Origin of the sequence: Salicibibacter cibi (assembly GCF_016495865.1) — a bacterium.
GTDB lineage: Bacteria > Bacillota > Bacilli > Bacillales > Marinococcaceae > Salicibibacter > Salicibibacter cibi.
The window spans coordinates 1856489-1881167 of the sequence record NZ_CP054706.1 but is presented as its reverse complement, the minus strand read 5'-3'; the positions used below and the strand labels follow the sequence as shown (position 1 = coordinate 1881167).

25 protein-coding genes and 1 pseudogene are annotated in these 24679 nt (G+C 45.2%); 20 read left to right on the top strand and 6 right to left on the bottom strand.

The window, feature by feature from the left end:
* Positions 1 to 33: 33 nt before the first annotated feature.
* Positions 34 to 942 carry a homoserine O-acetyltransferase MetA gene (gene metA, locus HUG20_RS09625; protein ID WP_200090298.1) on the top strand — a complete coding sequence of 303 codons (909 nt, stop codon included), beginning with the start codon at positions 34 to 36 and terminating at the stop codon, positions 940 to 942.
* A complete protein-coding gene (locus tag HUG20_RS09620) occupies positions 929 to 1774 on the top strand; it encodes an alpha/beta fold hydrolase (protein WP_200090297.1) in 846 nt (281 codons plus the stop codon). Before metA ends, HUG20_RS09620 begins: the two co-directional genes overlap by 14 nt.
* 39 nt (positions 1775 to 1813) lie before the next feature.
* On the opposite strand, the gene HUG20_RS09615 is transcribed toward HUG20_RS09620, so the two are convergent.
* Positions 1814 to 2131, bottom strand: a complete 318-nt coding sequence (locus tag HUG20_RS09615; RefSeq protein ID WP_200090296.1) for a YppG family protein — start codon at positions 2129 to 2131, stop codon at positions 1814 to 1816.
* Positions 2131 to 2508 (bottom strand): hypothetical protein, encoded by a 378-nt coding sequence (locus HUG20_RS09610; RefSeq protein WP_200090295.1) that lies wholly within the window; start codon positions 2506 to 2508, stop codon positions 2131 to 2133. Before HUG20_RS09610 ends, HUG20_RS09615 begins: the two co-directional genes overlap by 1 nt.
* 350 nt (positions 2509 to 2858) lie before the next feature.
* On the opposite strand from HUG20_RS09610, the gene HUG20_RS09605 reads away from it, so the two are divergent.
* The 8 genes from HUG20_RS09605 (at position 2859) to HUG20_RS09575 (ending at position 10285) form a co-directional block, all read left to right on the top strand.
* Positions 2859 to 3662 (top strand): SurA N-terminal domain-containing protein, encoded by an 804-nt coding sequence (locus HUG20_RS09605; protein WP_200090294.1) that lies wholly within the window; start codon positions 2859 to 2861, stop codon positions 3660 to 3662.
* A gap of 515 nt (positions 3663 to 4177) precedes the next feature.
* Positions 4178 to 5395: a quaternary amine ABC transporter ATP-binding protein gene (locus HUG20_RS09600; protein WP_200090293.1), complete on the top strand. Its 1218-nt coding sequence runs from the start codon at positions 4178 to 4180 to the stop codon at positions 5393 to 5395.
* Positions 5364 to 6203 carry an ABC transporter permease gene (locus HUG20_RS09595; protein ID WP_200090456.1) on the top strand — a complete coding sequence of 280 codons (840 nt, stop codon included), beginning with the start codon at positions 5364 to 5366 and terminating at the stop codon, positions 6201 to 6203. Before HUG20_RS09600 ends, HUG20_RS09595 begins: the two co-directional genes overlap by 32 nt.
* A gap of 459 nt (positions 6204 to 6662) precedes the next feature.
* Positions 6663 to 7649: a glycine betaine ABC transporter substrate-binding protein gene (locus HUG20_RS09590; RefSeq protein ID WP_200090292.1), complete on the top strand. Its 987-nt coding sequence runs from the start codon at positions 6663 to 6665 to the stop codon at positions 7647 to 7649.
* A 77-nt stretch (positions 7650 to 7726) separates the two neighbouring features.
* Positions 7727 to 8650: a glycine betaine ABC transporter substrate-binding protein gene (locus HUG20_RS09585; protein WP_200090291.1), complete on the top strand. Its 924-nt coding sequence runs from the start codon at positions 7727 to 7729 to the stop codon at positions 8648 to 8650.
* A 140-nt stretch (positions 8651 to 8790) separates the two neighbouring features.
* The gene (locus tag HUG20_RS09580) at positions 8791 to 9321 is read left to right on the top strand and encodes a chemotaxis protein CheW (RefSeq protein ID WP_200090290.1); all 531 of its coding nucleotides are present in this window, start codon (positions 8791 to 8793) and stop codon (positions 9319 to 9321) included.
* Between the two features lie 243 nt (positions 9322 to 9564).
* On the top strand, positions 9565 to 9696 hold the full coding sequence (locus HUG20_RS19480; protein ID WP_281392551.1) for a hypothetical protein: 132 nt from the start codon (positions 9565 to 9567) through the stop codon (positions 9694 to 9696).
* Between the two features lie 397 nt (positions 9697 to 10093).
* Entirely contained in the window at positions 10094 to 10285 is a 192-nt protein-coding gene (locus HUG20_RS09575) for a hypothetical protein (protein ID WP_200090289.1), read from the top strand.
* A 48-nt stretch (positions 10286 to 10333) separates the two neighbouring features.
* Here the strand turns inward: HUG20_RS09575 and HUG20_RS09570 are convergent, their stop codons facing one another.
* Positions 10334 to 11197: a YitT family protein gene (locus tag HUG20_RS09570; RefSeq protein WP_200090288.1), complete on the bottom strand. Its 864-nt coding sequence runs from the start codon at positions 11195 to 11197 to the stop codon at positions 10334 to 10336.
* Between the two features lie 132 nt (positions 11198 to 11329).
* On the opposite strand from HUG20_RS09570, the gene dsdA reads away from it, so the two are divergent.
* Entirely contained in the window at positions 11330 to 12685 is a 1356-nt protein-coding gene (dsdA, locus tag HUG20_RS09565) for a D-serine ammonia-lyase (protein WP_200090287.1), read from the top strand.
* Positions 12686 to 12719: 34 nt separating this feature from the next.
* Here dsdA and HUG20_RS19475 read toward each other — a convergent pair whose 3' ends face one another.
* Positions 12720 to 12851 (bottom strand): hypothetical protein, encoded by a 132-nt coding sequence (locus HUG20_RS19475; protein ID WP_281392550.1) that lies wholly within the window; start codon positions 12849 to 12851, stop codon positions 12720 to 12722.
* A 259-nt stretch (positions 12852 to 13110) separates the two neighbouring features.
* On the opposite strand from HUG20_RS19475, the gene HUG20_RS09560 reads away from it, so the two are divergent.
* From HUG20_RS09560 to HUG20_RS09550, 3 genes are read left to right on the top strand one after another with little or no spacing between them, the layout of a single operon-like run.
* Positions 13111 to 13638, top strand: a complete 528-nt coding sequence (locus HUG20_RS09560) for a helix-turn-helix domain-containing protein (RefSeq protein WP_200090286.1) — start codon at positions 13111 to 13113, stop codon at positions 13636 to 13638.
* A gap of 5 nt (positions 13639 to 13643) precedes the next feature.
* Positions 13644 to 14372 (top strand): AzlC family ABC transporter permease, encoded by a 729-nt coding sequence (locus HUG20_RS09555; protein WP_200090285.1) that lies wholly within the window; start codon positions 13644 to 13646, stop codon positions 14370 to 14372.
* Positions 14369 to 14668: an AzlD domain-containing protein gene (locus tag HUG20_RS09550; RefSeq protein WP_200090284.1), complete on the top strand. Its 300-nt coding sequence runs from the start codon at positions 14369 to 14371 to the stop codon at positions 14666 to 14668. Before HUG20_RS09555 ends, HUG20_RS09550 begins: the two co-directional genes overlap by 4 nt.
* A 177-nt stretch (positions 14669 to 14845) precedes the next feature.
* Here the strand turns inward: HUG20_RS09550 and HUG20_RS09545 are convergent, their stop codons facing one another.
* Positions 14846 to 16432 carry a fatty acyl-CoA synthetase gene (locus HUG20_RS09545; protein ID WP_200090283.1) on the bottom strand — a complete coding sequence of 529 codons (1587 nt, stop codon included), beginning with the start codon at positions 16430 to 16432 and terminating at the stop codon, positions 14846 to 14848.
* Positions 16433 to 16576: 144 nt separating this feature from the next.
* Here HUG20_RS09545 and HUG20_RS09540 point away from each other — a divergent pair, with 144 nt between their 5' ends.
* From HUG20_RS09540 to HUG20_RS09530, 3 genes and pseudogenes are all read left to right on the top strand, one after another.
* Positions 16577 to 17281, top strand: a complete 705-nt coding sequence (locus tag HUG20_RS09540; protein ID WP_246476608.1) for an ABC transporter ATP-binding protein — start codon at positions 16577 to 16579, stop codon at positions 17279 to 17281.
* Positions 17282 to 17284: 3 nt separating this feature from the next.
* Positions 17285 to 18052 (top strand): ABC transporter permease, encoded by a 768-nt coding sequence (locus HUG20_RS09535; protein ID WP_200090282.1) that lies wholly within the window; start codon positions 17285 to 17287, stop codon positions 18050 to 18052.
* Positions 18053 to 18161: 109 nt separating this feature from the next.
* Positions 18162 to 19783, top strand: a pseudogene (locus HUG20_RS09530) (catalase).
* Positions 19784 to 20466: 683 nt separating this feature from the next.
* Here HUG20_RS09530 and HUG20_RS09525 read toward each other — a convergent pair.
* Positions 20467 to 21369: a polysaccharide deacetylase family protein gene (locus HUG20_RS09525; RefSeq protein WP_200090281.1), complete on the bottom strand. Its 903-nt coding sequence runs from the start codon at positions 21367 to 21369 to the stop codon at positions 20467 to 20469.
* Positions 21370 to 21522: 153 nt separating this feature from the next.
* Between HUG20_RS09525 and HUG20_RS09520 the strand changes: the two genes are divergently transcribed.
* From HUG20_RS09520 to HUG20_RS09510, 3 genes are read left to right on the top strand one after another with little or no spacing between them, the layout of a single operon-like run.
* Positions 21523 to 22083, top strand: a complete 561-nt coding sequence (locus HUG20_RS09520) for a biotin transporter BioY (RefSeq protein ID WP_200090280.1) — start codon at positions 21523 to 21525, stop codon at positions 22081 to 22083.
* Complete coding sequence (locus tag HUG20_RS09515; RefSeq protein WP_200090279.1) at positions 22080 to 23534, top strand: AMP-binding protein; 1455 nt, start codon at positions 22080 to 22082, stop codon at positions 23532 to 23534. Before HUG20_RS09520 ends, HUG20_RS09515 begins: the two co-directional genes overlap by 4 nt.
* The gene (locus HUG20_RS09510) at positions 23534 to 24676 is read left to right on the top strand and encodes a thiolase family protein (RefSeq protein ID WP_200090278.1); all 1143 of its coding nucleotides are present in this window, start codon (positions 23534 to 23536) and stop codon (positions 24674 to 24676) included. Before HUG20_RS09515 ends, HUG20_RS09510 begins: the two co-directional genes overlap by 1 nt.
* The last annotated feature ends 3 nt before the right edge of the window (positions 24677 to 24679 follow it).

The window sequence follows — 24679 nt, the reverse complement described above, 5'->3', positions numbered from 1 at the left end:
CTTAGCAGAACAAAGGAGCATGGGGGAAAAACGATGCCAATAAAAATTCCGAGTGAATTGCCGGCGAAAGATATACTGCAACAAGAGAATATATTTGTGATGAATGAAAGACGGGCGTATACGCAAGACATCCGTCCGTTGCATATCGTTATATTGAATTTAATGCCGTTGAAAGAGACGACGGAAACCCAACTTTTACGGTTGTTGGGGAATTCCCCTTTGCAAGTGGAGATTACGTTTCTGCATCCAAGTACACACCGGTCAAAAAATACGTCATCGGAACATTTGGAAGCTTTTTATAAACGGTTTGCAGATGTGAAAGATCAGTATTTTGACGGGATGATTATCACAGGGGCACCGATTGAACGATTATCCTTCGAAGACGTGGACTATTGGAATGAATTGGTTGAAATGTTGGAATGGAGCAAAACCAACGTCACTTCCACTTTGCATATCTGTTGGGGAGCACAGGCAGCCCTGTACTACCATTATCAAATACCGAAGTTTGAATTGCCCCATAAACAATTCGGCGTTTACAAACATGAAATCAAAGCGATGAACAGTCCGCTTTTGCGAGGGTTTGACGATCAATTTTACGTTCCGCATTCACGATATACGACGACTAAAAATGAGGATATTGAAGCGGAAGATGAACTGATTGTACTTGCTGATTCGGAAGACGCGGGCGTTTACTTGATATCCGATTTGGAAGGAAGCAAGGTATTTGTCACCGGGCACGCGGAGTATGAGGCTACAACTTTGCGGGATGAGTATAACCGGGACCGAGAGCGGGGATTCGATATACAGGCACCGACCGGTTATTTTCCGAGCGGGAATCCGAACAACGATCCGTTACTCCTTTGGAGAGCCCATTCCCATCTGCTCTTTTCCAATTGGTTAAACTATTACGTCTATCAAGAAACACCTTATGAGCTACGTTGACCGCTATCCGGTTCAACCGGAAGAGATGAATGTTCAACATTATCCTGCGACCAATAACACGATTGGAAATGATGCACCTCCGCGATTGTTCGTATTGATTCACGGTTTCTTGTCATCCGCATATAGCTTTCAGGCACTCATTCCCGAATTATGCTTTTACGGCGAGGTCGTCACATTCGACCTTCCCGGTTTTGGAAAAAGCAAAAAAACATTGCAATACCGCTATTCGTACGCACAATATGCATTAACGGTAAATGCCATTATAAAGCCCTATGTGACCGAAAAAACCGAAGTGATTCCCGTCGGCCACTCCATGGGAGGGCAAATCGCTCTCCGTTTGCCAAAAATAATGCTCCGTCCGCCGAAAAAAATCGTGTTGCTTGCAAGTTCCGGAAGCATCGCCCGCCTCCCATTTTGGTTACGGACTACTACATATTTTCCTTTTTTTTCAACTTTGCTGAGACGTTATATACGCAAACACGACGTCAGAAATATTTTGCATGAAGTCATTTATGATTCGTCCATCATTACGGACGGACACGTATCCGCTTATGAAGAACCATTACGGGAAAAAGCGATGTATCAAGCGCTGGCAAAATTTATTCGCCACCGTGAAGGCGATTTGACAACAGCGGAACTTGCGGATATCCATGTGCCTGTTCTTTTGCTGTGGGGAGAAGCGGACAGCATCGTACCGTTGAAAGTAGGGGAAAAGCTCGTGAGCGCCTTGCCTTGCGCGACACTTTCGGTTTATCCGAAAACTGGCCATCTGCTTCCGGAAGAAATGCCGAAGGAAACAGCAAAAGCGATCCGGTCGTTCACAGAGGCGTAAATCGTGTAAAAGCAAAGCACCGGCCCGCGCGGGCCGGCTTTAATCTCGGTACAGGAAAATCGACGATAGCTGTTTAATCACCGGAGAAACTTGTTGGTACGTTTTTACTGCCGTATCGATCGTTGTCATTGTTTTCTGTACATCCAATTGCCCATTCTCATTCGTAAATCCTGCCATAATTCCGGAGACAGCCGGTGGTTTCGGCTTTTTCCCTGTATTTCCATAAGCGGGTGGTCCGGACCTGCCATAAGGCTGCCCGGAAATCGGCGGCAATGAAGGCGGATAAGGGCGTGGCGGATACATGTAGGGCTCTTCATAATGAGGCGGTCGTGACCGCTGCTGAGAATGATGGATCATCAATGCTCATCTCCTTTCAGGATATTAAAATAAAGGTCCACATGATCGTTGCAACAAATAACGGAATAACTGCTCGTGTCTACGTGTGTCGGGAGCGATGTACGGGTCGCCCATTCCGTCAAAGCTTGATAAGCAGAAACAATGCCCGTTGTTTCGTTTACTTGTTTTTCCTCCGTCGTTTGTTGAAAACGGATATGCAAATTGCGATTGTCAATATAAGTGATTACATTCTCTGCACGCATCCCCTGGATTGGAAAGCGTATGATCCAATGCGCTTCTGTTCTCGTTTGCACCGGTGTAAGTGACGAACCAAAAAAACCGGTGTCATTCGTGTACCAACGGCTAAATACCTTTATCGGGAAAAGCGAATGTTGCATAATGTCCCTACTTTCCGTTCAGTTGTTTTGGCTGTATAGCGAAAAGGGTTAGCGTTATGATAGCCTATGAAAACCAGATCAGAAATGTTTGGGCGTCTCTCCCATGACATGAACATTCATAAAAGGGAAAAGCGCATATGCAGATCGCTGATGCACATTGTGTTGATGGAAATTGGATATTATCCGCCAAAGTGTGAACGCTATTTTCGATGAGTGGATGACATGGCGGTTTCACTCCTGTCACAAAATAGACACAATGATGAAACAAGATATAAATGTGATGAGGTTTGCGGAGTGATCCTGTTTTTGTGTTATAATGCCCTCAGCCTGTGGAAGGAAGGAGCTTTTGTGTGAAACGAATTTTAGTAACTGGCGGATTGTCGTTTATGCTTGCGATAGGACTGGCTGCATGCAACGACGATGGCGATGAAAACGGGGAAGCAGAAGATACAGAGAACGGAGAAGAGGAAGGAGATGGCGAAGAGCAAGCCAGTGACGCGCTTCCGGATGAAGAAATGGAAATGCCGGAACCGGACATTGACTTGGATGACGTGCCTGACCCCGTTGCCGAAGTAAACGAAGAAAGCATCGATAGAGAAGAATTTGAAGAGATTTATACAATGCAAGTAGAGCAGATAGCACAAACGCAGATGATGGATATTACAGAGGATGAGGAACAAGACCAAGAATTTCGCGAGGAAATTGCAAATGAACTAGCAAGACAGGAACTGCTTCTTCAAGAAGCGAATGAACGCGGACTCGAAGTAAGCGACGAAGACTTGGATGAAGCGATCGATGAAATGGCCGAAGAAATGGGCCAAGACACGGAAGAATTCTATGAAGTGTTGGAAGAACAGGGCATGTCGGAAGACGAAGTTCATGAAATTTTGGAAGATGATCTTCGCATTGAGCAGTTAATGGAAGATGAGTTCGGAGAAGTAGAAGTAAGCGAAGAAGAATTAGAAGAACTTTATGATGAGCAAATGGCGATGATGGAAGAACAAATGGGCGATGAAATGGAAGAAGATCCGCCGGAGCTCTCTGAAATGGAAGATGACCTCCGGGACCAGGCTGAACAAATGGAAAATCAAGAAAACCGCGAAGCGTTAACGAATGACTTGGAAGAAGACGCAAACATTGAAATACACGTCTAGGAATGTGACATACACGTAAGGCTTGCCGGATGGCAAGCCTTTTTAAGGGGGGAAGAACGTCCTTTTTTATGTTATAATAAATAAAAAATAATTTTTTTTCAAATCATTCGCAAATCAATAACACGTATTTTGTCGATATTAGCAGATATGAATAGATAAAACAAAAATACATATGTTTATGATAAGTAACGCATTTTATTATGAGAATATGGGCAATAAACCTTGATTGCCCGATTTGTTTTCACCTCCCGAAAAGAGTATAGTATTTAAAGTATGATGCTGTACAGATACATGATCGTCAAATTCAACAGGACATTCGTTGGGTTTACAAATGTTGTATGACAAAGATGAATCGTACGAACATCATAGTTGCATGGGTGAAAATTGTTGATCAAAGCTAGTGAAAGTGTGATAAAATTACTGTAAGTTGAATAGATCCTTGCTTTGAAATTGATCCCAGGCATATTGGGAACCTTATTACTAAAAAAAAACAGATCGCCGGAGGAGTGAATTCATTGGCGAAGATCAAGGTTGAGAATTTGACCAAGGTATTCGGGAAAAGACCGGAACGGGCCCTCTCTCTTTTAAAGGAAAACAAGTCGAAAGGAGAAATTCTCGAAGAAACAGGCCTTACCGTCGGTGTGAACAAGGCATCATTTGATGTCCAAGATGGTGAAGTGTTTGTCATTATGGGCTTGTCGGGGAGCGGAAAATCAACGCTCGTGCGTTTGCTGAACCGTTTGATCGAACCGACATCCGGCGCTGTCTACTTAAACGATGACAACTTGGCGGAAATGAATGAAAAAAAATTGCGGACGATTCGCCGCCGGGACATGAGCATGGTGTTTCAGAAATTTGGCCTCTTCCCTTTTCGAACGATTCAAAGCAATGTGGAGTATGGGTTGGAAATACAGGGATTTGAGCGAGAGGAAAGACACACAAAAGCCGGTGAATCTCTTAAACTCGTAGGCTTGGAAGGATATGAGAACATGTATCCCGAAGAATTATCGGGAGGGATGCAGCAACGGGTCGGACTTGCCCGCGCCCTTGCCAATGATCCGGAAATTCTTCTCATGGACGAAGCTTTTTCGGCGCTCGATCCATTAATTCGAAAAGACATGCAAGATGAGCTGATGGATTTGCAGGAAAACATGAAGAAAACGATTATATTTATTACACACGATTTGGATGAAGCACTCAGGATTGGAGATCGGATTACGATTATGAAAGATGGAGCCATCGTGCAAATCGGCACCCCGGAGGAAATTCTTACAAATCCGGCGAACGATTATGTTGAGAAATTTGTCGAGGATGTGGATCGTTCCAAAGTGTATACGGCACAAAATGTCATGAACCGGCCGGAGACCGTTAATCCGGAACGGGAAGGTCCGCGCGTGGCTTTGCAGCGAATGCGAAATGAAGGCATATCAAGCATTTATGTTGTTAAACGTGATCGCACATTGCTAGGAATTGTCCACGCGGATGAGCTCTCCAAGCTTGTGGATGAAGGAAAAGACGATTTCATGGGTGTGATCCGAAATGACATCCCGAGGGTGGATCTTGAGACCCCGGTGACGGAAGTCATTGAACTCATTACAAACAGCAAAGTGCCAGCAGCGGTTGTCCAGGACGGAAAGCTTCGTGGTATTATCGTGCGTAGCTCAGTGCTCAATGCGCTGGCAGGAGGAGAGGTGAATGTCGATGGATCTGTTTCCGAGCCTTCCTCTCGCTGATTGGATTGAGCGTTTTGTTGATTGGTTAACCAATGCGGACATCATATTTGATTCAATTGAAACCTTAATCGCTTGGATACTGAGCGCTTTAACGACGATTATGGAGATTGTTCCCATCCCGGTTGTGATTATCGGTATTCCCCTTTTAACTTTTTTCTTTGCTGGCAGGAAGATTGGTTTAAGCCTATTCGTCTTTTTAGGTTTATTACTCATCGATAACCTTCAATTTTGGGATGATATGATCCTTATGCTTTCCATCGTGCTGGCAGCGACATTTATTTCCATTTTGATCGGGATACCGATTGGCATTTGGATGTCAAAAAGCAGGATGGTTGAAGCAATCGTTAAACCGATCCTGGATTTCATGCAGACGTTGCCGCAGTTCGTTTATTTGATCCCGGCCGTTGCCTTTTTCGGTATCGGAATGGTACCGGGGGTTATTGCATCTATCATCTTTGGGATGCCCCCGACCATACGCTTAACGAATTTGGGCATCCGGGAAGTATCTTCCGAGGTTACTGAAGCTGCGGACGCGTTCGGTTCCACACCGGCGCAAAAACTATATAAAGTACAACTTCCAATGGCCAAGACAACGATTATGGCCGGGGTCAACCAAACGATTATGTTATCCTTATCGATGGTTGTCATTGCCTCCATGATCGGTGCCGACGGCCTCGGGGATGTTGTCTATACTGCAGTCGGGCGAAATGATGTGGGCAGTGGTTTTGAAGCTGGCATCGCGATTGTTATCGTAGCAATCATTCTTGACCGTTTAACCGCCGGTTTTCAACTTAGAAGGAAAAAATAAATAATAAATGAGGGTCAACACTAAAATCAATGGTTGATATTCGTGATTAAATATGGTAACACCACTAGCGAGCGAAGGAAAAACACGTAGACTCCTGTGGGAAAGCGCAGGGCGAAGATCCCGCAGGAAAAAAGCGAACTTCTTTTTTTCCGAGGAGGCTGAGCTCGGGGCCCACGGAAAGCGTCGTGTTTTTCCGTAGCGGTCACTACCAATCATAATTGCCCCTAGGTTGTCAGCCATAGATTTTGGTGAAGAGCCATAAATGAAACTTCCATAAAAGGGTTTTAGATACGCCGGGTCATGATGTTATTTCAGAAGTCGGAAGATCATTGTTCATTTACTGTAAAATGCCTTTTCCGACCTCTGGCTTCTGAAGTCTGACCTCCGAAAACACTTCCCTGCCGCTGGCAGCGCGCAGGGGGGTTAATTAACATAATAGAAAGGGAGAGGTGTTAATCGATGATTAAGCACTGGAAACGTCTCGGTATTGCCACCGGACTTTCGCTTACACTCGTTGCCGCCGGTTGCGGCGCAGATGATGAAGGGGAGGACGCAGGCGCCGAGGACGACAATGGCGACGCCGAAGACACAGAAGAAGACGAAGACGACGATGATGACGAAGACGACGCGAACGGTGAAGCAGCGGATTACGGCGAAGAAGTTGATCATACAATCGTCGGCATTGACGGAGGTTCAGGCGTTGTACAATCAACGGAACAAGCGATTGATGATTACGAACTTGATGAGTGGAGCGTACAGACAAGCTCTGATCCAGCGATGATCCAGGAGTTGGATAATGCTTATCAAAATGAGGACCCTGTTTTCATCACCGGGTGGACGCCGCACTGGAAATTTCAAGAGTATGATCTAGAGATTCTTGATGATCCGGAAGACTCGTACGGGGATGCTGAAAGTATACACACGATCGCACGTGAAGGACTCGAAGACGAGCATCCGGACGCATATCAAATTCTTGACAACTTTGAATGGGCAGAAGAGGACATGGAAGAAGTCATGCTTGAAATTCAAGATGACGTAGATGAAGCCGAGGCTGCCCAAAACTGGGTAGATGCCAACGAAGATGTTGTATCCGAATGGACAGACGGCGTGGATGAAGATGCAGGAGATGGCGAAAGCCTCACCCTTTCCCTTGTTGCTTGGGATACGGAAATTGCCTCCACGAATGTAATCGCAAACGTTCTTGAAAGTGTCGGTTATGAAGTTGAGATGAACCAGATGGAAGCAAACCCTGTGTTCCAATCTGTGGCTGACGGTGATGCTGATGCATCTGTTGCTGTATGGTTGCCACACACACATGAAGACTATCATGCGGACTATGAAGATGAATACGAAGATCTTGGGCCAAACATGCCAGATGGCGCACAACTTGGTCTAACTGTTCCGGCTTACATGGATATTGAGTCGATTGAAGATCTGCAAGAATAAAATAAGCCGGTCTTTCAGCCCAAAGATGAATGTCTTTGGGCTGAATACATAACATAAGCGAAAAGGAGAAGAAAATCATGGCTAAATTTTTAACACATTTAGGTACATGTACAAGCTTTTCGCTCATCTTTGTAGCCGCCGGTTGTGGCGCAGATGATGAAGGGGAAGACACGGTCGCCGAGGATGACAATGGCGACGCAACCTCTGAATATGCTGAAGAAATGGATCATACGATTGTGGGCATCGATCCAGGTGCCGGGATAATGGCAGCCGCTGAACAAGCGCTCGAGGATTATGATAACCTTGATGACTGGACGCTGCAATCAAGTTCAGAAACCGCGATGATCGCGGAGATGGAAGAAGCCATCGAAAATGAAGAGCCGATCGTTATTACCGGATGGGATCCGCACTGGAAATTTGTTGAACATGACCTTAAATACCTTGACGATCCGGAAATGTCTTTTGGGGAGCCGGAGGACATCGATACACTCGTCCGTGAAGGATTGCAAGAGGACCATCCGGAAGCTTATGAAATTCTGGATAATTTTGAATGGACAGCTGACGATATGTCAGAAATCATGCATGATATAGTTATTGAAGAGCAAGATCCATTAGATGCTGGGCAAGCTTGGGTTGACGAAAATGAAGATCTAGTGAACAGTTGGACAGAAGGCGTAGACGAAGTGGACGGAGAAACGTTTGAAATTGTTCACGGGCCGTGGGAAACGGACTACTCCACGGTGAGCGTGATGGTGCATGTGTTGGAAGACATGGGGTATGATGTGCAAACGACCAATGTGGAAGCGAATTATATGTATACAGCGGTCGCAGATGGCGATGCCGATGCAATGCTCGGAGCATGGTTGCCTGATACACACGGAGATTACTATGATCCAATCGAAGATGATGTGGAGAATTTAGGTGCCAATATGGAAGCGGAAGCAGCGCTAGGTTTGGTGGTTCCCGAATATATGGATATTGACTCCATTGAAGATTTATAAGCATAAAAGAAAGCAATAAACCCGAGGGATCGAGAAAAAACGTTCCTCGGGTTTTTCTTTTTATGGAAGATGTGCTAGGATAAAAATAGGAAAAAAGAATCAAAATAAGGAAAAGGGGGCAATGGTGACGAGCATTCAGCTTGCGCCATATAAAGATGAAAACACAAACGTCCGTTTTCTCTCAATCGCCGGATTCGCAAGGGAACGATCAGCTCGAAGTGATTCTTTATGAGGTGGGTGATGTTTTATTCGCGATTGATATTCTCAATGTAAGGGAAATTATTCAAACGTCGGAGGTCACGGAATCACCAAACCGGCATCCTTCCGTCGAAGGAGTGATCCAATTACGGGATGAATGGATCCCGGTTGTCAACCTTGCCAATGTTCTTAATGTGAAGACCCATGCAGCAAGCAAAGAAAACAAATTGATGCTTTTGGAAAAAAGCCGAAACAAATTGGCTTTTCACGTGCAAAGGGTCACAAAAATTCGGCGTCTCCGGTGGTCGGACGTCGAAAAGCCCGATGCGTTATCGAAAGGGTTGGAATCCAACGTAGCAGGTGTGCTCCATATTGACGCCCGTATCGCGTTTATGTTGGATGAGGACAAAGTCATTACGGATATTATCTCGCAACCTGTTATTATACAGGATGAAAAAGATCAATTCCGGTAACACATATAAACCCTAAATCCTCATTGAAGTCTTGGATCATCGCTGCGCTCTGGTTTCAGAGTGCTTTTTTTGGTAGGTAAGAAAGTATAAATCAACTTTCTTACCTACATAGGGACTGCTGAATAACGGAAAATTACTGACACATAAGCATTTTCCGTTGGTGTTGTCAAAGCTGGATGCAAGGAAATCCATCCTCCTATAAGCAAAAAAACCCTTGCACTTCTGGCAACGTACGGAGGGACGGTGCTGCAATGGCGAGCCTCCAGCGGAAAAACGGACGCGTCAAGCCCCCGCAGCGCCGGTTTTGCGCGAGGAGGCTTGACCGTTCGTCCGCGGAAAGCGAAGCCATGGAAGCGGCATCCCGGCTTCAGCTGATAGCCGCAAGTTGTTCAGCAATCCCTACATAAGTGCAACTAAGGCTTTCGCCATAAAAGCTTGGCGAAAAGAGTTTTCTAATTTTGGACTAAAGCACATTGTTATATAAAATCATAAATTTATCTTGACTGTATTATAACAATACCTTACAATAAACATAACAAAACAAAGGGGATGATCCATATGGCAAACACAGAGGAACAAAGAGAACAAAATCATGAGTCTGTATCAGAACAGAAAACAGTTATTGAATTGATCAATGACTATCATGGATAAGCGAACGCGAGAAAAATAACCATCTTCATTTTTCATCGTTTCTTAGTCAAATAAATGTGCTCTTACTCTTCCATGTATGCTAAAATAATAAAAGCCCAATGATTTTAGGGAGAGATGTACAATGGAAGAGAAAGAAAATTTATTTGAAATCGGAGAAACCGTGAAATATGAAGGAGAACTGTTGAAAGTGATCGCAGAGCATGAACGGACAATTGTAGCCGAGTTTAATCGTTTTCCGATCCCGGAACGAGCGGAAGAATTTCCTTTTCAGCGAATCGTCATCCGAAAAGAGAAAGCAATGCGAGAAGGCTGATTAGTGATAAGAAAAGACCTCCCACAAAAATGGGGGGTCTAACTTTTTTTAATGAAGGTCGTTTTTAAACTTTCCTCCGTGTACTTCTTGCGCATTCATGACCGTAATAAATGCTTCTTTATCGATTTCAAAAACGATGGATTTTAATTTCATCACTTCCAAGCGAGTGACAACGATGTACAACACTTCTTTGTCGCTATGGGTGAAGGCACCTTGCCCGTCCATAACCGTTAATGATCGCCCTAAGCGATGCACGACTGCGGAACTGAGTTGAGCATACTTATTGGAAACAACGACGACCGCTTTTGTTTCGTCGATGCCCTGTATGACTGCATCAATGGTTTTCGATGCCACGAAATAAGTGATGACCGATAGCATTGCCTGTTCCCAACCAAACACAAACCCGGCCCATGTGAAAATAAAAATATTGATAAACATGATAAATTCGCCGACGGAAAAAGGAACATTTTTCGTCAGTAAAATGCCGAGAATTTCCGTTCCGTCAAGTGCTCCACCGTAGCGGATGACGATCCCTATCCCCGCCCCGAGAATAAATCCTCCAAACAGCGTAGTGATCATCGGTTCATGGATAAAAGTCGTAAATTGATGAAGCTGTTGCTCCGTAATCGCCAGAATGACAATCCCATACAATGAGGTCAGGAAAAAAGTTGCGCCCACTTGTTTTAATCCAAACAACAAAAAGGGTATATTAATAACAAGTACGAGAATGCCGAAGCCCAAACCGGTAAGTTCATTCAATATTAACGAGACGCCGATGACCCCGCCGTCAATGACAGAATTCGGGATCAGAAAAAGTTGAATCGCGATGGCTGTTAAAATAGCGCCGCATGTAACCATAAAACAACGGTACATAAAACGGGCAATGCTTTCCTTGCGTTTTGTTGAAAACATGGCAGACGACCTCACAAACAATTATTCGCATAAAGTGTCCCGGATGAGACAAGCTCTCTACTATCAAATATATCGCCGGCGCTCTGAAAACATGCTTATTTTTTCTATTAAAGCACACGAAGGAGTTTTTTCATGGAGGAGCAATATATTCTCGGACATACGTTGAAAACGTGGACCGAGCGCCATCCGGCCCTTGAAAGAATCATACGGGCGGAGGAAGTCGTCTGGTTAAACCCGAATGATCAATCGTTTAACGATTATCGTTCGTCTCTTTCTTTATCCTTGGTGGATATAAAAGAAGCAGCGGCAAGGTTCAGACGTTTTCAACCGCTTATTGCCACATTGTTCCCGGAGACAGCGGAGGAAGAGGGGTTGATTGAATCAAGCATTGTCCAAATTCCGAAGATGCAATCCGATTTATCGAGCCATTACCGTGTGGATTTACCCGGGAAACTATGGGTGAAAGCAGATCACGAATTGCCGATATCCGGGTCCATTAAAGCGCGCGGAGGGATTTACGAAATATTAAAATTCGCGGAACACTTGGCGTTGGAGCATGGGTTGCTTCAAACAAGCGATGATTACAGCCTGCTCGCCGGCGCAGAGGCCCGCGCGTTGTTTCAACAATATGGCATCATGGTTGGCTCAACCGGAAACCTAGGTTTAAGCATTGGGATCATGGGCGCGAAACTCGGTTTTAACGTGGAAGTCCATATGTCCGTGGATGCGAAAGAGTGGAAGAAGGAAAAGCTGCGGAGCGCCGGTGTCACTGTCGTTGAACATGCTGAAGATTTCTCTCGGGCTGTCACGGAAGGTCGCAAAGCCGCTGAAGCAGCCCCTCATGTTTATTTTGTCGACGACGAATGGTCCCGGGATTTGTTCATGGGTTACGCGGTCGCGGCGCTTCGCATAAAAAAACAGCTGGAAACCGCACATATTCAAGTTGATGAAGCCCATCCATTGCTCGTCTATTTGCCATGCGGCGTTGGTGGTGGACCGGGAGGTGTCACCTTTGGTTTGAAACAAGTCTTTGGGGATGCGGTTCATTGTTTTTTTGCAGAGCCGACGGAATCGCCGGCGATGTTTCTCGGTTTATTGACAGGAATGCATGAAAAAGTGAGTGTAGAAGATTTTGGATTGAGTAACCGTACAGTCGCAGATGGGCTGGCGGTAGGCAGACCTTCAGGCTTCGCCGGAAAAATGGTCGAGAAGATGGTCAGCGGTATGTATACGGTTCGGGATGAACATCTTTATCAACTTTTGCGGCAATTAATAGATGCAGAAGGGATGTATTTGGAACCTTCGGCTCTTGCCGGATTCCCCGGCCCTTACAACTTAATTGGAACGGCGGCGGGAAAAGAATATTTGAAGCAACAAGGGCTCGATGAAGAAAAACTCACCAACGCTACGCATTTGCTCTGGGGCACCGGTGGCAATATGGTTCCGGATGACGTGAGACAAGCGGATTATCAATCTGGCATGAAATAATAATAATTAGGGAATGCTGAACAACTTGCAGCTATCAGCTGCAGCCGGGATGCCGCTTCCATGGCTTCGCTTTCCGCGGACGAACGGTCAATCCTCCTCGCGCAAAACCGGCGCTGCGGGGGCTTGACGCGTCCGTTTTTCCGCTGGAGGCTCGCCATTGCAGCACCGTCCCTCCGTACGTTGCCAGAAGTGCAAGGGTTTTTTTGTTTATAGGATGGATTTCCTTGCATCCAGCTTCGACAACAGCAACGGAAAATGCTTATGTGCCAGTCTTTTTCCGCTATTCAGCAGTCCCTAATTAAGGAAGACAAAACCATTAAAAAACGTTTGTCTTCCTTTTTTCGTTTAATATAGTATGTTATTATTTACTATAAGGAATAAAAGGGGTGAGGTTCATCGACATACACGAGCGGGTAGGGCAAAATTTGCAACGAATCAGAAAAAGAAAAGGATGGACGTTTGATCAAATGGCCGAACGTACCGGTGTTAGCAAAGGAATGCTTTACCGAATCGAAAAAGGGGAGACTCACCCGACGATCACGACGGTGTGGCGGATTGCCACCGGGCTAAATATGTCGTTTTCTTCTTTAATTAAACAAGAAGTAGAAGTCGTCACCGTTGCGGAACAAAAGAAAACCCCCGATTTGGAAGAAGACAACGGTCGTTGCCGTCTGTACCTTATTTTTCCATTTGATCCCGAGACTCATTTTGAAGTGTATACGATGATTTTGCGACCGGGCGCTAATTATGACTCTTTGCCTCATCCTGAGGGGGTGCGCGAATACATTACCGTGAAGGCTGGGGAGTTTGAAATAACCATTCACGATAAGACATACACGCTGGATGAGAAAAAAAGCATTCAATTTTCGGGAAATGTTCCCCACCAATATGAAAATCGTTCCAATATAGAGACGGTTTTGCAAGTGATTATGTATTATGCGGACGAAGGATGACAGCAATGAGAGAAGAACAGCTAAAGGAAATACATCCCCCTACATATTCGGAAGATTATTGGCATGGATTAAAACTTGCTGTCCCGGTCATTCTCGGATACTTACCAATCGCGATTTCTTTTGGTGTACTCGCGGTGCAAACGGGAATTTCGTTTTTTCATGCATTATTGATGTCAATGACCGTTTACGCCGGAGCCAGTCAATTTATGGCGCTGAATATGTTAGCGATTGGAACGGCTGGCCTCGAGATTGTACTGGCAACGTTTATTTTAAATGTGCGTCACTTTGTTATGAGTATTTCTTTGTTCAGCAACTTGCAGCACATTCCGAAACGATGGCAGACGTTACTTGCCCAAGGGATAACGGACGAAAGTTTCGCCCTCGCCTCCCTTAGACAAAAAGAATTAGGTAGTCAGCCGTCTGCTGCCATTTATTTAGGCATTTTTTCGGGTGCATTTGGGATGTGGGTCATTGGCACAGGGATTGGCGCTTTTATTGGCAACATCGTGCCGGAAGCGTTAAGCGACAGCATGGGGATTGCTCTTTACGCGCTATTTATCGGATTGCTTGTTCCGGCCATTCGCGCTTACTGGAAAATAGGGATCATCGCAGCCGGAAGTGCCGGTCTTTCCTGGTTTTTTTCGATTTATCTATCGGAGGGTTGGGCGATTGTGCTTGCAACTGTGTTCGGAAGTTTGATAGGGGTGTGGGTGCTTGAGGAGGAGGAAAAATGACGTTAACGCTCATCATTATCGCAATGGCGATTGTTACTTATCTGCCGAGAGTGTTGCCGGTATTTATTATGGATCACCTACAATTTCCCGGGTGGGTGAACAAGTGGTTAAAGGCAATTCCTTACGCGGCGCTCGGTGCTTTAATCGTACCGGGAATATTTACGGTTGAACCGGGCGCGCCGATCGTTGGAATCATCGGCGGACTTGTGGCAGCTGTGATTGCCTATTTCAGAGGCCATATTATGATCGTGATTATTGCGGCGATCGCGACAGCGTTTATTATTCAGAGGTTTTAATGGGAAGGGGGGCGTGCTTCCTATTTGGTTGCAATTTGAAGTCCTTGGCTTTACCAAAAAGAAAAATGGATCTATATGATACCATCAATCAGCGTTTTTCCGTATGGGAGTGAATGACACCACATATTAGGATGAAATGTCAATGTGTGGTGTCATGCTATGAAAAAAAGTTAACGATCACGTCTCCTGATATCGATCGCGAAGGTCGCGTTTGAGAATTTTGCCGCTAGGATTTTTCGGTAATTCATCGGTTACCTCCACAAATTTAGGCACTTTATATTTAGCTAACGTTTCTCGGCAAAATTCGATTACTTCTTCTTTTTCCAATGGAACATTCGGTTTTGGAACGACAATGGCCATCACCGCTTCGATCCAATAGGGGTCCGGTACGCTGACAACAGCAACTTCCGATACGTTATCCATTTCATAAATCGCTTCTTCAATTTCGCGGCTGGATACGTTCACTCCGCCTGTATTGATCATATCTTTTTTGCGGTCGACGATCGTGACATACCCTTCCTCGTCCATAACGCCCAGATCACCGCTGTGGAACCAGCCATTGCGGAAGGCTTCTGCTGTTTTTCCGGGATCGTGCAGATAGCCTTTCATGGCATGAGGCGTACGATGAACAATTTCACCGATTTCTCCGCGGGAAACTTCTTCATCCTTATCATCGACGACTTTCGTCTGTACGTTTAAAGCGGGCACACCTGCCGAGCCGAGCTTTCGCAATTGATCCTCGGGTTGTAAAGCGGTGGCGAGCGGAGAAACTTCCGTTTGTCCATAAAAGTTCCAAAAGCGGGCGTTCGGTAAACGTTCGGAGAGTTCTTTCAAAACTTCGCGGGGCATAATTGCCGCACCATAATAGCATTTTTCCAAAGAAGACAAATCGCGGTGATCAAAATCAGGCGATCTTAGTAGTCCGATCCACGCAGTTGGCGGGCAAAACAGTTGACTTGCTCCTTTGTTTTCAATCGACTCCAGAATTAGATCCGGTTTTGCTGCTTCCAGAATGATACAGGTGGCGCCTACATATATGCTGGGACCGAGAAAGACGTGGAGTTGGGCACAGTGGTAGAGCGGCATCGCTTGAATCGATATGTCTGTTGGTTCTATATTGCCATCAACAATACAGCTCACATATTCGCTAATAATGCTTTTATGGGAAAGCATAACCCCTTTTGGTTTAGACTCGGTTCCGCTCGTATAGAGCACGTGGGCAAGGTCATCATCATCGATCTCTGCGTCAACAAAATATTTCGTCTTTCCGACACGCGCGTGTGCTAATGGTACCCATCCGTCGTTTAAGCCCTCCATTTCATCTGTATCCATTAAATAACGATGGTTGATCTCCAGTCTTTCGGCAGATGGATCCAAGACATGGGTATATTCGGCAGAAGCAATCATTCCATTCACTTCGGCGTGTTCTAAAATATACCGCACATCATCGGTGGAGAGCATATAATTGATGGGAATCATCACTGCTCCGATACGTGCCAAGGCAAATGTTACGACGACAAAATCAAGGCTGTTTTTGGACATGACGCTAATCATATCGCCTTTACGCATGCCGTTAGAAATGAATGCGCGAGCCGTCTGGTTTACGATATCATCCAATTCGGCGTAATTCAGTTCTTTTTCTCCATAAATGATGGCGAGTTTGTCCGGCATTCGTTCTCGAGTTCTGGCTAATAAATCCCCGAGTGTTTGGCGTCTAGCACGAGCCAATGTTTTGTCCAATTCTTCATTTGCTTTTGTTTTCATGGAACCCCTCCTCATAGCTATAAGTCTATCATTAGTTTAATTTAGAAAAATAAGATGAGCAATAGTTTATAGATTCCGGAAGGTTTTCTTCCGGCTAATAAAACGCTAGAATAATGAGTATGCTGTTATTTGAGGTGAACGCTTATGGATGAAACGGAAACGATGATTCAAATGGAAGATGTACATACTCCTATCCTTCAAAATATTTCCTTGCAAGTGAAGAAAGGCGAAATCATTACATTGATCGGAGGGTCCGGGGCCGGGAAAAGCAGCTTGCTTATGCTTCTTAATCGTTTGGCTGATCCGGATAAAGGGATGATTTCCTTTAGGGGAAGGGATGTAAGAGATTACGAAATCCCAAAACTAAGGAAATCAATAGGAATGGTATTGCAATCCTCTTCCCTTTTCAAAGGGACCGTCGCCGATAATCTGGCTTTTGGGCCGAAACTGTTTCAAGAATGGGAAGAAAACATGGGAGAAGAACTATTGGAGCATGTGCAACTTCCTGCTTCCTATTTGCATCGTGATGTGGAAACACTCTCCGGTGGGGAACAACAACGCGTCGCATTTGCTCGCACCCTTGCCAATCGACCGGATGTCTTGCTTCTTGATGAGGTAACGAGTGCCGTTGATTTAAAAAACGAGGAACTTATTGAAGCTTTTCTATTGGAAATTTTATCCATAAATGTTGAAGCGATTATGATGGTGACCCATGACGTGAAGCAGGCAAGGCGACTCGGGGACAGAACGATCTTTATGGAAAATGGTAAAATCGTGGAGACGGGACCGACGGAGGGTCTATTTACAAATCCACAAACAGAACAACTTAAGTATTTTCTAAAGGAGTGACCAATGGCCCCTGAAATTTCGAATGTATCCATGTTTTTTCTTATATTTTTTGTTCTCATTCCTGTTTCTTTGTCTTATTTTTATGCCCTTGGCTTAAGCAAATCCATCATTTGGTCGTCTTTTCGCGGCATCGTGCAATTATTTATCATCGGCTATGTGTTAACGTATTTATTTTCACTGCCGCCGGCGATCGGGATTACGATCATGCTCTCGATTATGATTGCCGTGGCTTCCTTTCACGCGAGTAAAAAAGGGGCGGGACTGCCTTTTGTTCGCTTAATTATTTTCACGATCATTGTCGGTGTGGCCCTGCTTATCCTTGCCATGTGGCTCGGATTTGACATGATTTCTTTTGAGCCTGATCAGGTCATCCCAATGAGCGGGATGGTGATCGGCAATAGCATGGTGGCCATAGGTCTGGCGCTCGAACGCATGCAAAGCGAGTTTCAACAGTCAAAAGGGAAGCTTGTCGCTGCTTTGGCGTTGGGAGCTAGTCCGAAACAAGCCTCTACAATTCTCATCCGAAAAATCGTTAAGGCCGCGATGATCCCGAATGTCGATGGATTAAAAACCGTCGGACTCGTACAATTGCCCGGGATGATGACTGGGCTTATTTTAGGCGGTGTACCGCCCATTGAAGCGATTCGTTATCAGATTGTCATTTCCCTGAGCATTTTTACATCCGTGTCATTGGCTGCGATGATTGCGACCATTGTTTTTTATCGTTTCTTTTTTAACAAACATATGCAGTTGGTTGAAATGAAAAAATAAGCAGGCATAAGACGAGGCGCTCGGCTTATGACTTTTTCATGCATACGGATCAACGTTTCGGGAGACACTACGGGGGAATTATGGCATGTTGAAAGGAGAGAAGGCAATCGTGCAAGACGAATATAAAAAACCTTCCTATGGAGTAAATGTATCCGGGGAGGGGGATGCGTTGGACAAGCGTAAAGCGGAAAATGAGAAAGAAGATACGCTCACGGACCGACAGGGCCATCCGATCACGGATAATCAAAATATGACAACCGTCGGCAATCGTGGTCCTACAACACTTGAAAACTATGAGTTTCTTGAAAAAATGAGCCATTTTGATCGCGAGCGGATCCCTGAACGGGTCGTTCATGCTCGCGGTGCCGGCGCCCATGGTTATTTTCAATCCTATGGAAAAGTGGGCGATGACCCGATTTCCAAGTACACGAGAGCGAAGGTGTTTACGAATACGGAGGTTGAAACACCGGTTTTTGTCCGCTTCTCTACCGTGATACACGGAAATCATTCCCCGGAAACACAACGGGACCCGCGTGGGTTTGCCGTCAAATTTTACACGGAAGACGGAAATTGGGATTTGGTCGGCAACAATTTAAAGATTTTTTTCATCCGTGACGCGATCAAGTTTCCGGATGTCATACACTCGTTGAAGCCCGATCCGGTCACCAATCGCCAAGATCCAAGAAGGATCTTTGATTTTATGGCAAGCTCTCCCGAGTCTACCCATATGATCACGTTTTTGTTCTCACCATGGGGGATTCCAGCCAATTACCGGTATATGCAAGGGTCCGGTGTAAACACATATAAATGGGTTAATGATGAAGGGAAAGCGGTGTTGGTCAAATACCATTGGGAGCCGGTGCAAGGCATCAAAAACCTAACGCAAGAAGAAGCGGACCATATTCAAGGATTAAACTTTAATCACGCGACACAAGATCTATATGAAGCGATTGAAAATGGCGATTATCCGGAATGGGAGCTGTACGTCCAGGTTATGGAGGACGGGGAACATACTGAGCTTGATTTTGATCCTCTTGATGACACGAAGCTTTGGTACAAAGATCAATTCCCCTGGCATAAAGTAGGGAAAATGACGTTAAATAAAAATCCGGAAAATTATTTTGCCGAGGTAGAGCAGTCGTCTTTTGGGACGGGGGTCCTTGTTGACGGGCTTGATTTCTCCGATGACAAGATGCTTCAAGGTCGTACGTTTTCATATTCGGACACCCAGCGTTACCGGGTCGGCCCTAACTATTTGCAGCTGCCGATCAATGCACCGAAAAAGCGTCTCGGGACGAATCAACGGGATGGGCAAATGACGTATCACGTCGATAACCCTCCCGGAAGTGACCCTCATATCAATTATGAGCCTTCGATAGTGGGGGATTAAAAGAAGCGGTACAAAAAAGGGAACCGCACGAACCGCATGTGAGCGGAGAGGTTAAAAAAGAGGCGATCGATCGTAAAGCGCATTTCACCCAAGCCGGCGAAACGTGGAGACGATTTAATGAACGGGAAAAAGCCGACTTGATTTCGAATCTTTCAAATGCGCTCTCCGACGCGGATGAAGCCGTCCAAAAGCAAATGATCCACCATATGTCAGAAGCGGATCCGGAATATGGCCGACGCCTAAAAGAAGGCATCGAGAAAGTACAAACATCAGAGAATGAGAAACAAGAAGAGGCAGTATTGAATGCTGAACGCATGGGAGATGTATCCGATCCGTATTAAGAACTGAGCCGCCGCCCTGAGGGGCGGTTTTTAAGGGAAGAGAGGAAACGACTTTAAAATTTCACGTACCGTAATTATTATTAAAAATAAAAACTGCTCATCAAGGGAGAGTGAAGCACAATAAGGCTAATGAGTACCAAAAAAGCAAAGAACGATAATGATCAAACAAATTGTAGCACAGGGACTACAGGTGAGTCCCTCAAACAGAGGGATAACTGGTTCGAGAGGGATTACATCCCTAATTTATTCCCTCAAGAAGAGGAGAGAGGAAATACTTCTCTGATCTAGTCCCTCAAACGGAATGAAAAGTTGCACCGAGAGGGACAAGAGCAACGATCCAATCCTTCAAACGAAGGGAAGCCTGCGAAGAGAGGGATAAACCAAATCTAATCCATATACCAGTAGCCTTTGCAAGTATGATATTTCAAGCCGTTAAGGCATCAAATGCCATAGTTGGCTCCCTTATGACTTCTGTCATCACTCGTTAGGGCGTTAAAACCGGTGGTTAAAGACCTAACGACTTCCGTGTTCATTCATTAGGTCTTCATAAGCGCGGCAGAATCCCTACTATGGGTTCCTCGCGGATCTTGTAAAAGTTGCACAACACAGATAGGGAAAAAATTTCTGGTTCGTAGCACTAGGGGAAGGTCATTATCACACTGACCACCCCAACAATTATATAGTTACCGGTACGCACGTTCATCCAGCAGTTCATCCACGGGAACAAAATCTACATTATCGTCTTGCAGTTCCGGAATCACTTTGTCGAGGGCATCTACCGTTCTTATTAATCCTTCGTCGTCCTCCATACCGGCACTATGCTGTAAAACAATGGCACCGTAATCAATATCACTTAGTATATTGTCAGCCACCTCTTCAACTTCTAAGTCCTTCCAATCCAATGAATCTTGTGTCCAAATGATATTGGAATAATTTAAATTCCCGATGGTACGAACGTTCTTCTCATTTTGTTTTCCGTAAGGAGGACGGAACATACGGACTTTTTGCCCGGTAATGTCATTTAGAACAGTTTCGGTACGGTCTATTTGCTCTTCGACTTCTTCATCGCTGATCTCTGTAAACTCGGGATGATTCCAGCTATGGTTGGCGATAACATGCCCTTCGTCTATGATGCGCTCAACGATGTCCGGGTGAGTTTCCGCACGTTCCCCGATAAGAAAAAAAGTTGCTTCGACATTGTATTCGTCCAATTTATCTAAAACTGCCGGAGTGATTATTTCATCAGGACCGTCATCAAAAGTTAACGCTACTTGTTTTTCTTCAGGGGGACCTTGTAATGTGACAATGTCCGGATAAGCATTTTGCAACTCCACATTGCTGACCGGATTAGGATTACGAACGTCTCTCTCCGAACCCCCGTCCATCGCGGGTGTTCTTTCGTATTGAACGGTGGTTATTTGCTCCTCATCCAGCAGTTCTTCCTCAGGTTGTCGTTCATTCATATTTTGAAAAGGACGCGCATCATCATTTATAGCCCCGGAATCTGCCGTGAAAGGATTACAACCGATGAGCGTCTCCGTTAACATTAATAGTAGCAGGCATAACAACATCATTTTATTTCGCATGGATGAGTCCCCCAAAAGCAATTGTTTCATATTATTGTTTGCATGAGGAACAATATTTATTCTCGAGTTTAATTGTAAACCAATATTATAAATATGTTGACAATAATGTTTGTATTTTTTACAATTTATGTTGCAAAAGAAATGAGGTGTGCCGTGAATACAAAAGATATAACAATGATGGCGATGTTTGCAGCAATCATCGGTATTTTAGGTCTTTTTCCGCCACTTATTCTGCCTTTCAGCCCTGTGCCCATTACTGCGCAAACATTGGGGGTAATGTTAGCCGGTTCCATTCTTGGAGCAAAACGCGGAGGAGGAAGTGCTCTTCTGGTTGTGGCTTTGATAGCTGTAGGAGCACCTTTATTGTCAGGCGGACGGGGAGGGTTGGGCATACTGCTCGCTCCAGGTGGGGGATACATATTAGCTTGGCCGATGGCCGCGTTCGTCATTGGTTTTATCATTAATCATGCAAAAAATGTAACAGTAATAAAAGCTGTAATAGCTAATCTGACAGGAGGGGTTATCGTGATCCATTTATCTGGCATCCTATATTTTTCCTGGATTGCAGATCTGCCCTTAACTGCCGCGGCTCTTTCCTCTCTCTCTTTTTTGCCGGGGGATTTGGCTAAAGCGACTATAGCTGCCTTTTTATCAGTAAAAATTCTACAACATAGTCCTTTTCCTTTTCAAAATAGCTCGGGGGTGAAAAGATGAACGTAGCTAAGGGGATATCACATTATGCGAAACGCCATCCAGAAGATGTAGCGATCGTTGCGGGAGATGAAAAACACACGTATAAATCTTTTGATAAAATAACAGATAACATCGCCCGTAAGTTGATCACGTATTCCGGTTACGAAAATTTCCGTGCCGCTATTTTGATGCCCAATAACGTTCACTTTCTGGAAGTGTTTATCGGAGCAGCGAAGGCCGGTTGGGTGGCAGTTACATTGGACTCGAAATGGACAACGGAAGCGTTGGAAAAATGCATAACGAAAACATCTCCACATTTGTTGTTTGTTGATCCCACCTTAAAACAAAAAATCGCTTCCCTGTCGCTGGATACCGAGTTAATCGTTTGCAACAATATGGAGCAATGGTTAAACGAGTCTTCTCAACATATCCCTTTGCCCGACCTTACCGGAGAGGAACCCTTTTACATTGGCTTCACTTCAGGTTCGACTGGCACACCAAAGGGGTATATTCGCTCTCATCGCTCTTGGGTGGCAAGCTTTGCGGAAGGAAAAAAAGAATTACCGATTAAAGAAGGAGATCGAGTATTGGTCTCCGGCTCTCTCGTCCATTCTCTTTTTTTATATGCTGCTTTGCATACGTTGGATGTTGGGGCTACGTGCCATTTATCATCCTCACCGAACCCGGAGCGTTTGGCAAAAGAGATTCAAAAACATGGCATCACGGTTATGTATGGGGTTCCAACAATGTACGTCCGTATGGCCAACGAAACCCAAACGTTTGGGCATATGCACACACTGATTACGTCAGGGGCCAAGATGTCTTCCGTTGTAACGAAATCATGGCGAAAAATAGCGCCAAAAGCAAGCTGGATTGATTTCTACGGTTCTTCCGAACATAGTTTTATCACAATTCTCCATCACGCGGAGGAAGCGAAACCTTCCGCTATCGGCCGGCCTTTTTCCTCTGTCTCCATTGATATAAAAAAAGAAGAAGGAGACGTTGGGGAATTGTTTGTATCCAGCCCCATGGTGTTCTCCGGCTACGATGGAGGTGAGATGGTTTCTCCGGCCTCTTGGATTCCAACCGGCGATTACGTTTGGCAAGATCAGGAGGGTATCCTTCATTTGGCGGGTCGAAAGCAAAATAAAATTGTAACCGGCGGCCTCAATGTTTATTCCGAAGAAGTGGAAGAGGTGCTTCGTTCCCATGACGAGGTTCGAGATGTTGTGGTCACAGGCGTTCACCATCATGAATGGGGCGAACAGGTAACTGCTGTTATTGAGATAAAGAATCATCGGCCACTTACCAAACATCTGATTACACAATTAATCGAAACGTGCAAAATGTCTCTAGCTTCGTATAAATGTCCAAAAAATTGGCTACATATGGATCCAATCCCACTGACAACCAGCGGAAAACCAAAAAGATCTACCGTGAAAGCGTGGGCGGTAAAACTGGAGGGGAAATAATGAGTAATGTTGTTATCGGCTGGGCAAAACGGACACCAATCGGCAAAGTAGGCGGCACATTAAAAAGCTACAGACCGGAAAAAATGGCTGCCGCTTTAATCTGTCACATGCAAGAAGAAACCGGCATAACAGGAGAAAAGATTCAAGAGGTGATTCTCGGAAACGTTGTCGGTCCGGGAGGAAATATCGCTCGTTTAAGCGCATTGAGCGCGGGGCTTCCTTATAGCGTACCGGGAATGACGATTGATCGCCAATGCGGATCCGGACTTGCTGCTATAGAAATGGCTTTTGAAAGGGCATATGTTAACAAAAAAGCACTTTTTCTATGCGGGGGAACTGAAAGTGTGAGCCAGGCCCCATGGAAAATGGAAAAACCGTTACGACCTACGCGAGAAACACCCGTATTATTCGAGCGGGCAAGATTTTCACCGGATGAAATCGGAGATCCCGAAATGGGGGAGGCAGCAGAGAATGTCGCTCGTACATATCAAGTATCAAGAGAAATACAGGATGAATTTGCTTATAAAAGCCAGCAAAAAGCTGTGCAAGCCCAAAAAGAAGGAAAATTTGAAGAAGAAATCGTTCCTTTAGGGCAAATAAACGAGGATGAATGCCCGAGAGAGAACACATCAATGCGAAAACTGAAGCGCATGCCCGCTGTTTTTCAAAAAAACGGAACAGTTACCGCCGGAAACGCATGCCCCATTAATGATGGAGCAGCTTTGGCCGTTGTGACAAACCAAAAGCAAGCCAACTACCTCGGCCTGGATACGCGTTTTTCCATCGTCGATAGTTGCACGGTAGGGGTCGACCCTAACTTACTCGGTATCGGTCCAGTGCCGGCGGTACGCGCATTATTAGAGCGTAATAACCTTCATATCAGCGATATTGAAATAATGGAATTTAATGAAGCTTTTGCCTCCCAAGTTGTCGCGTCCATTCAAGAGATGGGTATCTCTTGGGACCGGATAAACCTTGGCGGTGGCGCAATTGCTCTCGGTCATCCGTACGGGGCATCGGGAGCTGTCTTGATCGTCCGTTTGCTGAAAGAAATGGAAAGGGCCAATGCAAAATTCGGAATTGCCACGTTGGGAATAGGAGGGGGGATGGGAACAGCAATGTTGGTAGAGCAACAAAAATGAGCG

Bases quoted from the DNA above. Each gene is read 5' to 3' on its own strand.
- metA (WP_200090298.1), top strand. From the start codon at position 34: ATGCCAATAAAAATTCCGAGTGAATTGCCGGCGAAAGATATACTGCAA.
- HUG20_RS09620 (WP_200090297.1), top strand. From the start codon at position 929: ATGAGCTACGTTGACCGCTATCCGGTTCAACCGGAAGAGATGAATGTT.
- HUG20_RS09615 (WP_200090296.1), bottom strand. From the start codon at position 2,131: ATGATCCATCATTCTCAGCAGCGGTCACGACCGCCTCATTATGAAGAG.
- HUG20_RS09610 (WP_200090295.1), bottom strand. From the start codon at position 2,508: ATGCAACATTCGCTTTTCCCGATAAAGGTATTTAGCCGTTGGTACACG.
- HUG20_RS09595 (WP_200090456.1), top strand. From the start codon at position 5,364: ATGGATCTGTTTCCGAGCCTTCCTCTCGCTGATTGGATTGAGCGTTTT.
- HUG20_RS09590 (WP_200090292.1), top strand. From the start codon at position 6,663: ATGATTAAGCACTGGAAACGTCTCGGTATTGCCACCGGACTTTCGCTT.
- HUG20_RS09585 (WP_200090291.1), top strand. From the start codon at position 7,727: ATGGCTAAATTTTTAACACATTTAGGTACATGTACAAGCTTTTCGCTC.
- HUG20_RS09575 (WP_200090289.1), top strand. From the start codon at position 10,094: ATGGAAGAGAAAGAAAATTTATTTGAAATCGGAGAAACCGTGAAATAT.
- HUG20_RS09570 (WP_200090288.1), bottom strand. From the start codon at position 11,197: ATGTTTTCAACAAAACGCAAGGAAAGCATTGCCCGTTTTATGTACCGT.
- dsdA (WP_200090287.1), top strand. From the start codon at position 11,330: ATGGAGGAGCAATATATTCTCGGACATACGTTGAAAACGTGGACCGAG.
- HUG20_RS09555 (WP_200090285.1), top strand. From the start codon at position 13,644: ATGAGAGAAGAACAGCTAAAGGAAATACATCCCCCTACATATTCGGAA.
- HUG20_RS09550 (WP_200090284.1), top strand. From the start codon at position 14,369: ATGACGTTAACGCTCATCATTATCGCAATGGCGATTGTTACTTATCTG.
- HUG20_RS09545 (WP_200090283.1), bottom strand. From the start codon at position 16,432: ATGAAAACAAAAGCAAATGAAGAATTGGACAAAACATTGGCTCGTGCT.
- HUG20_RS09540 (WP_246476608.1), top strand. From the start codon at position 16,577: ATGGATGAAACGGAAACGATGATTCAAATGGAAGATGTACATACTCCT.
- HUG20_RS09535 (WP_200090282.1), top strand. From the start codon at position 17,285: ATGGCCCCTGAAATTTCGAATGTATCCATGTTTTTTCTTATATTTTTT.
- HUG20_RS09525 (WP_200090281.1), bottom strand. From the start codon at position 21,369: ATGCGAAATAAAATGATGTTGTTATGCCTGCTACTATTAATGTTAACG.
- HUG20_RS09515 (WP_200090279.1), top strand. From the start codon at position 22,080: ATGAACGTAGCTAAGGGGATATCACATTATGCGAAACGCCATCCAGAA.
- HUG20_RS09510 (WP_200090278.1), top strand. From the start codon at position 23,534: ATGAGTAATGTTGTTATCGGCTGGGCAAAACGGACACCAATCGGCAAA.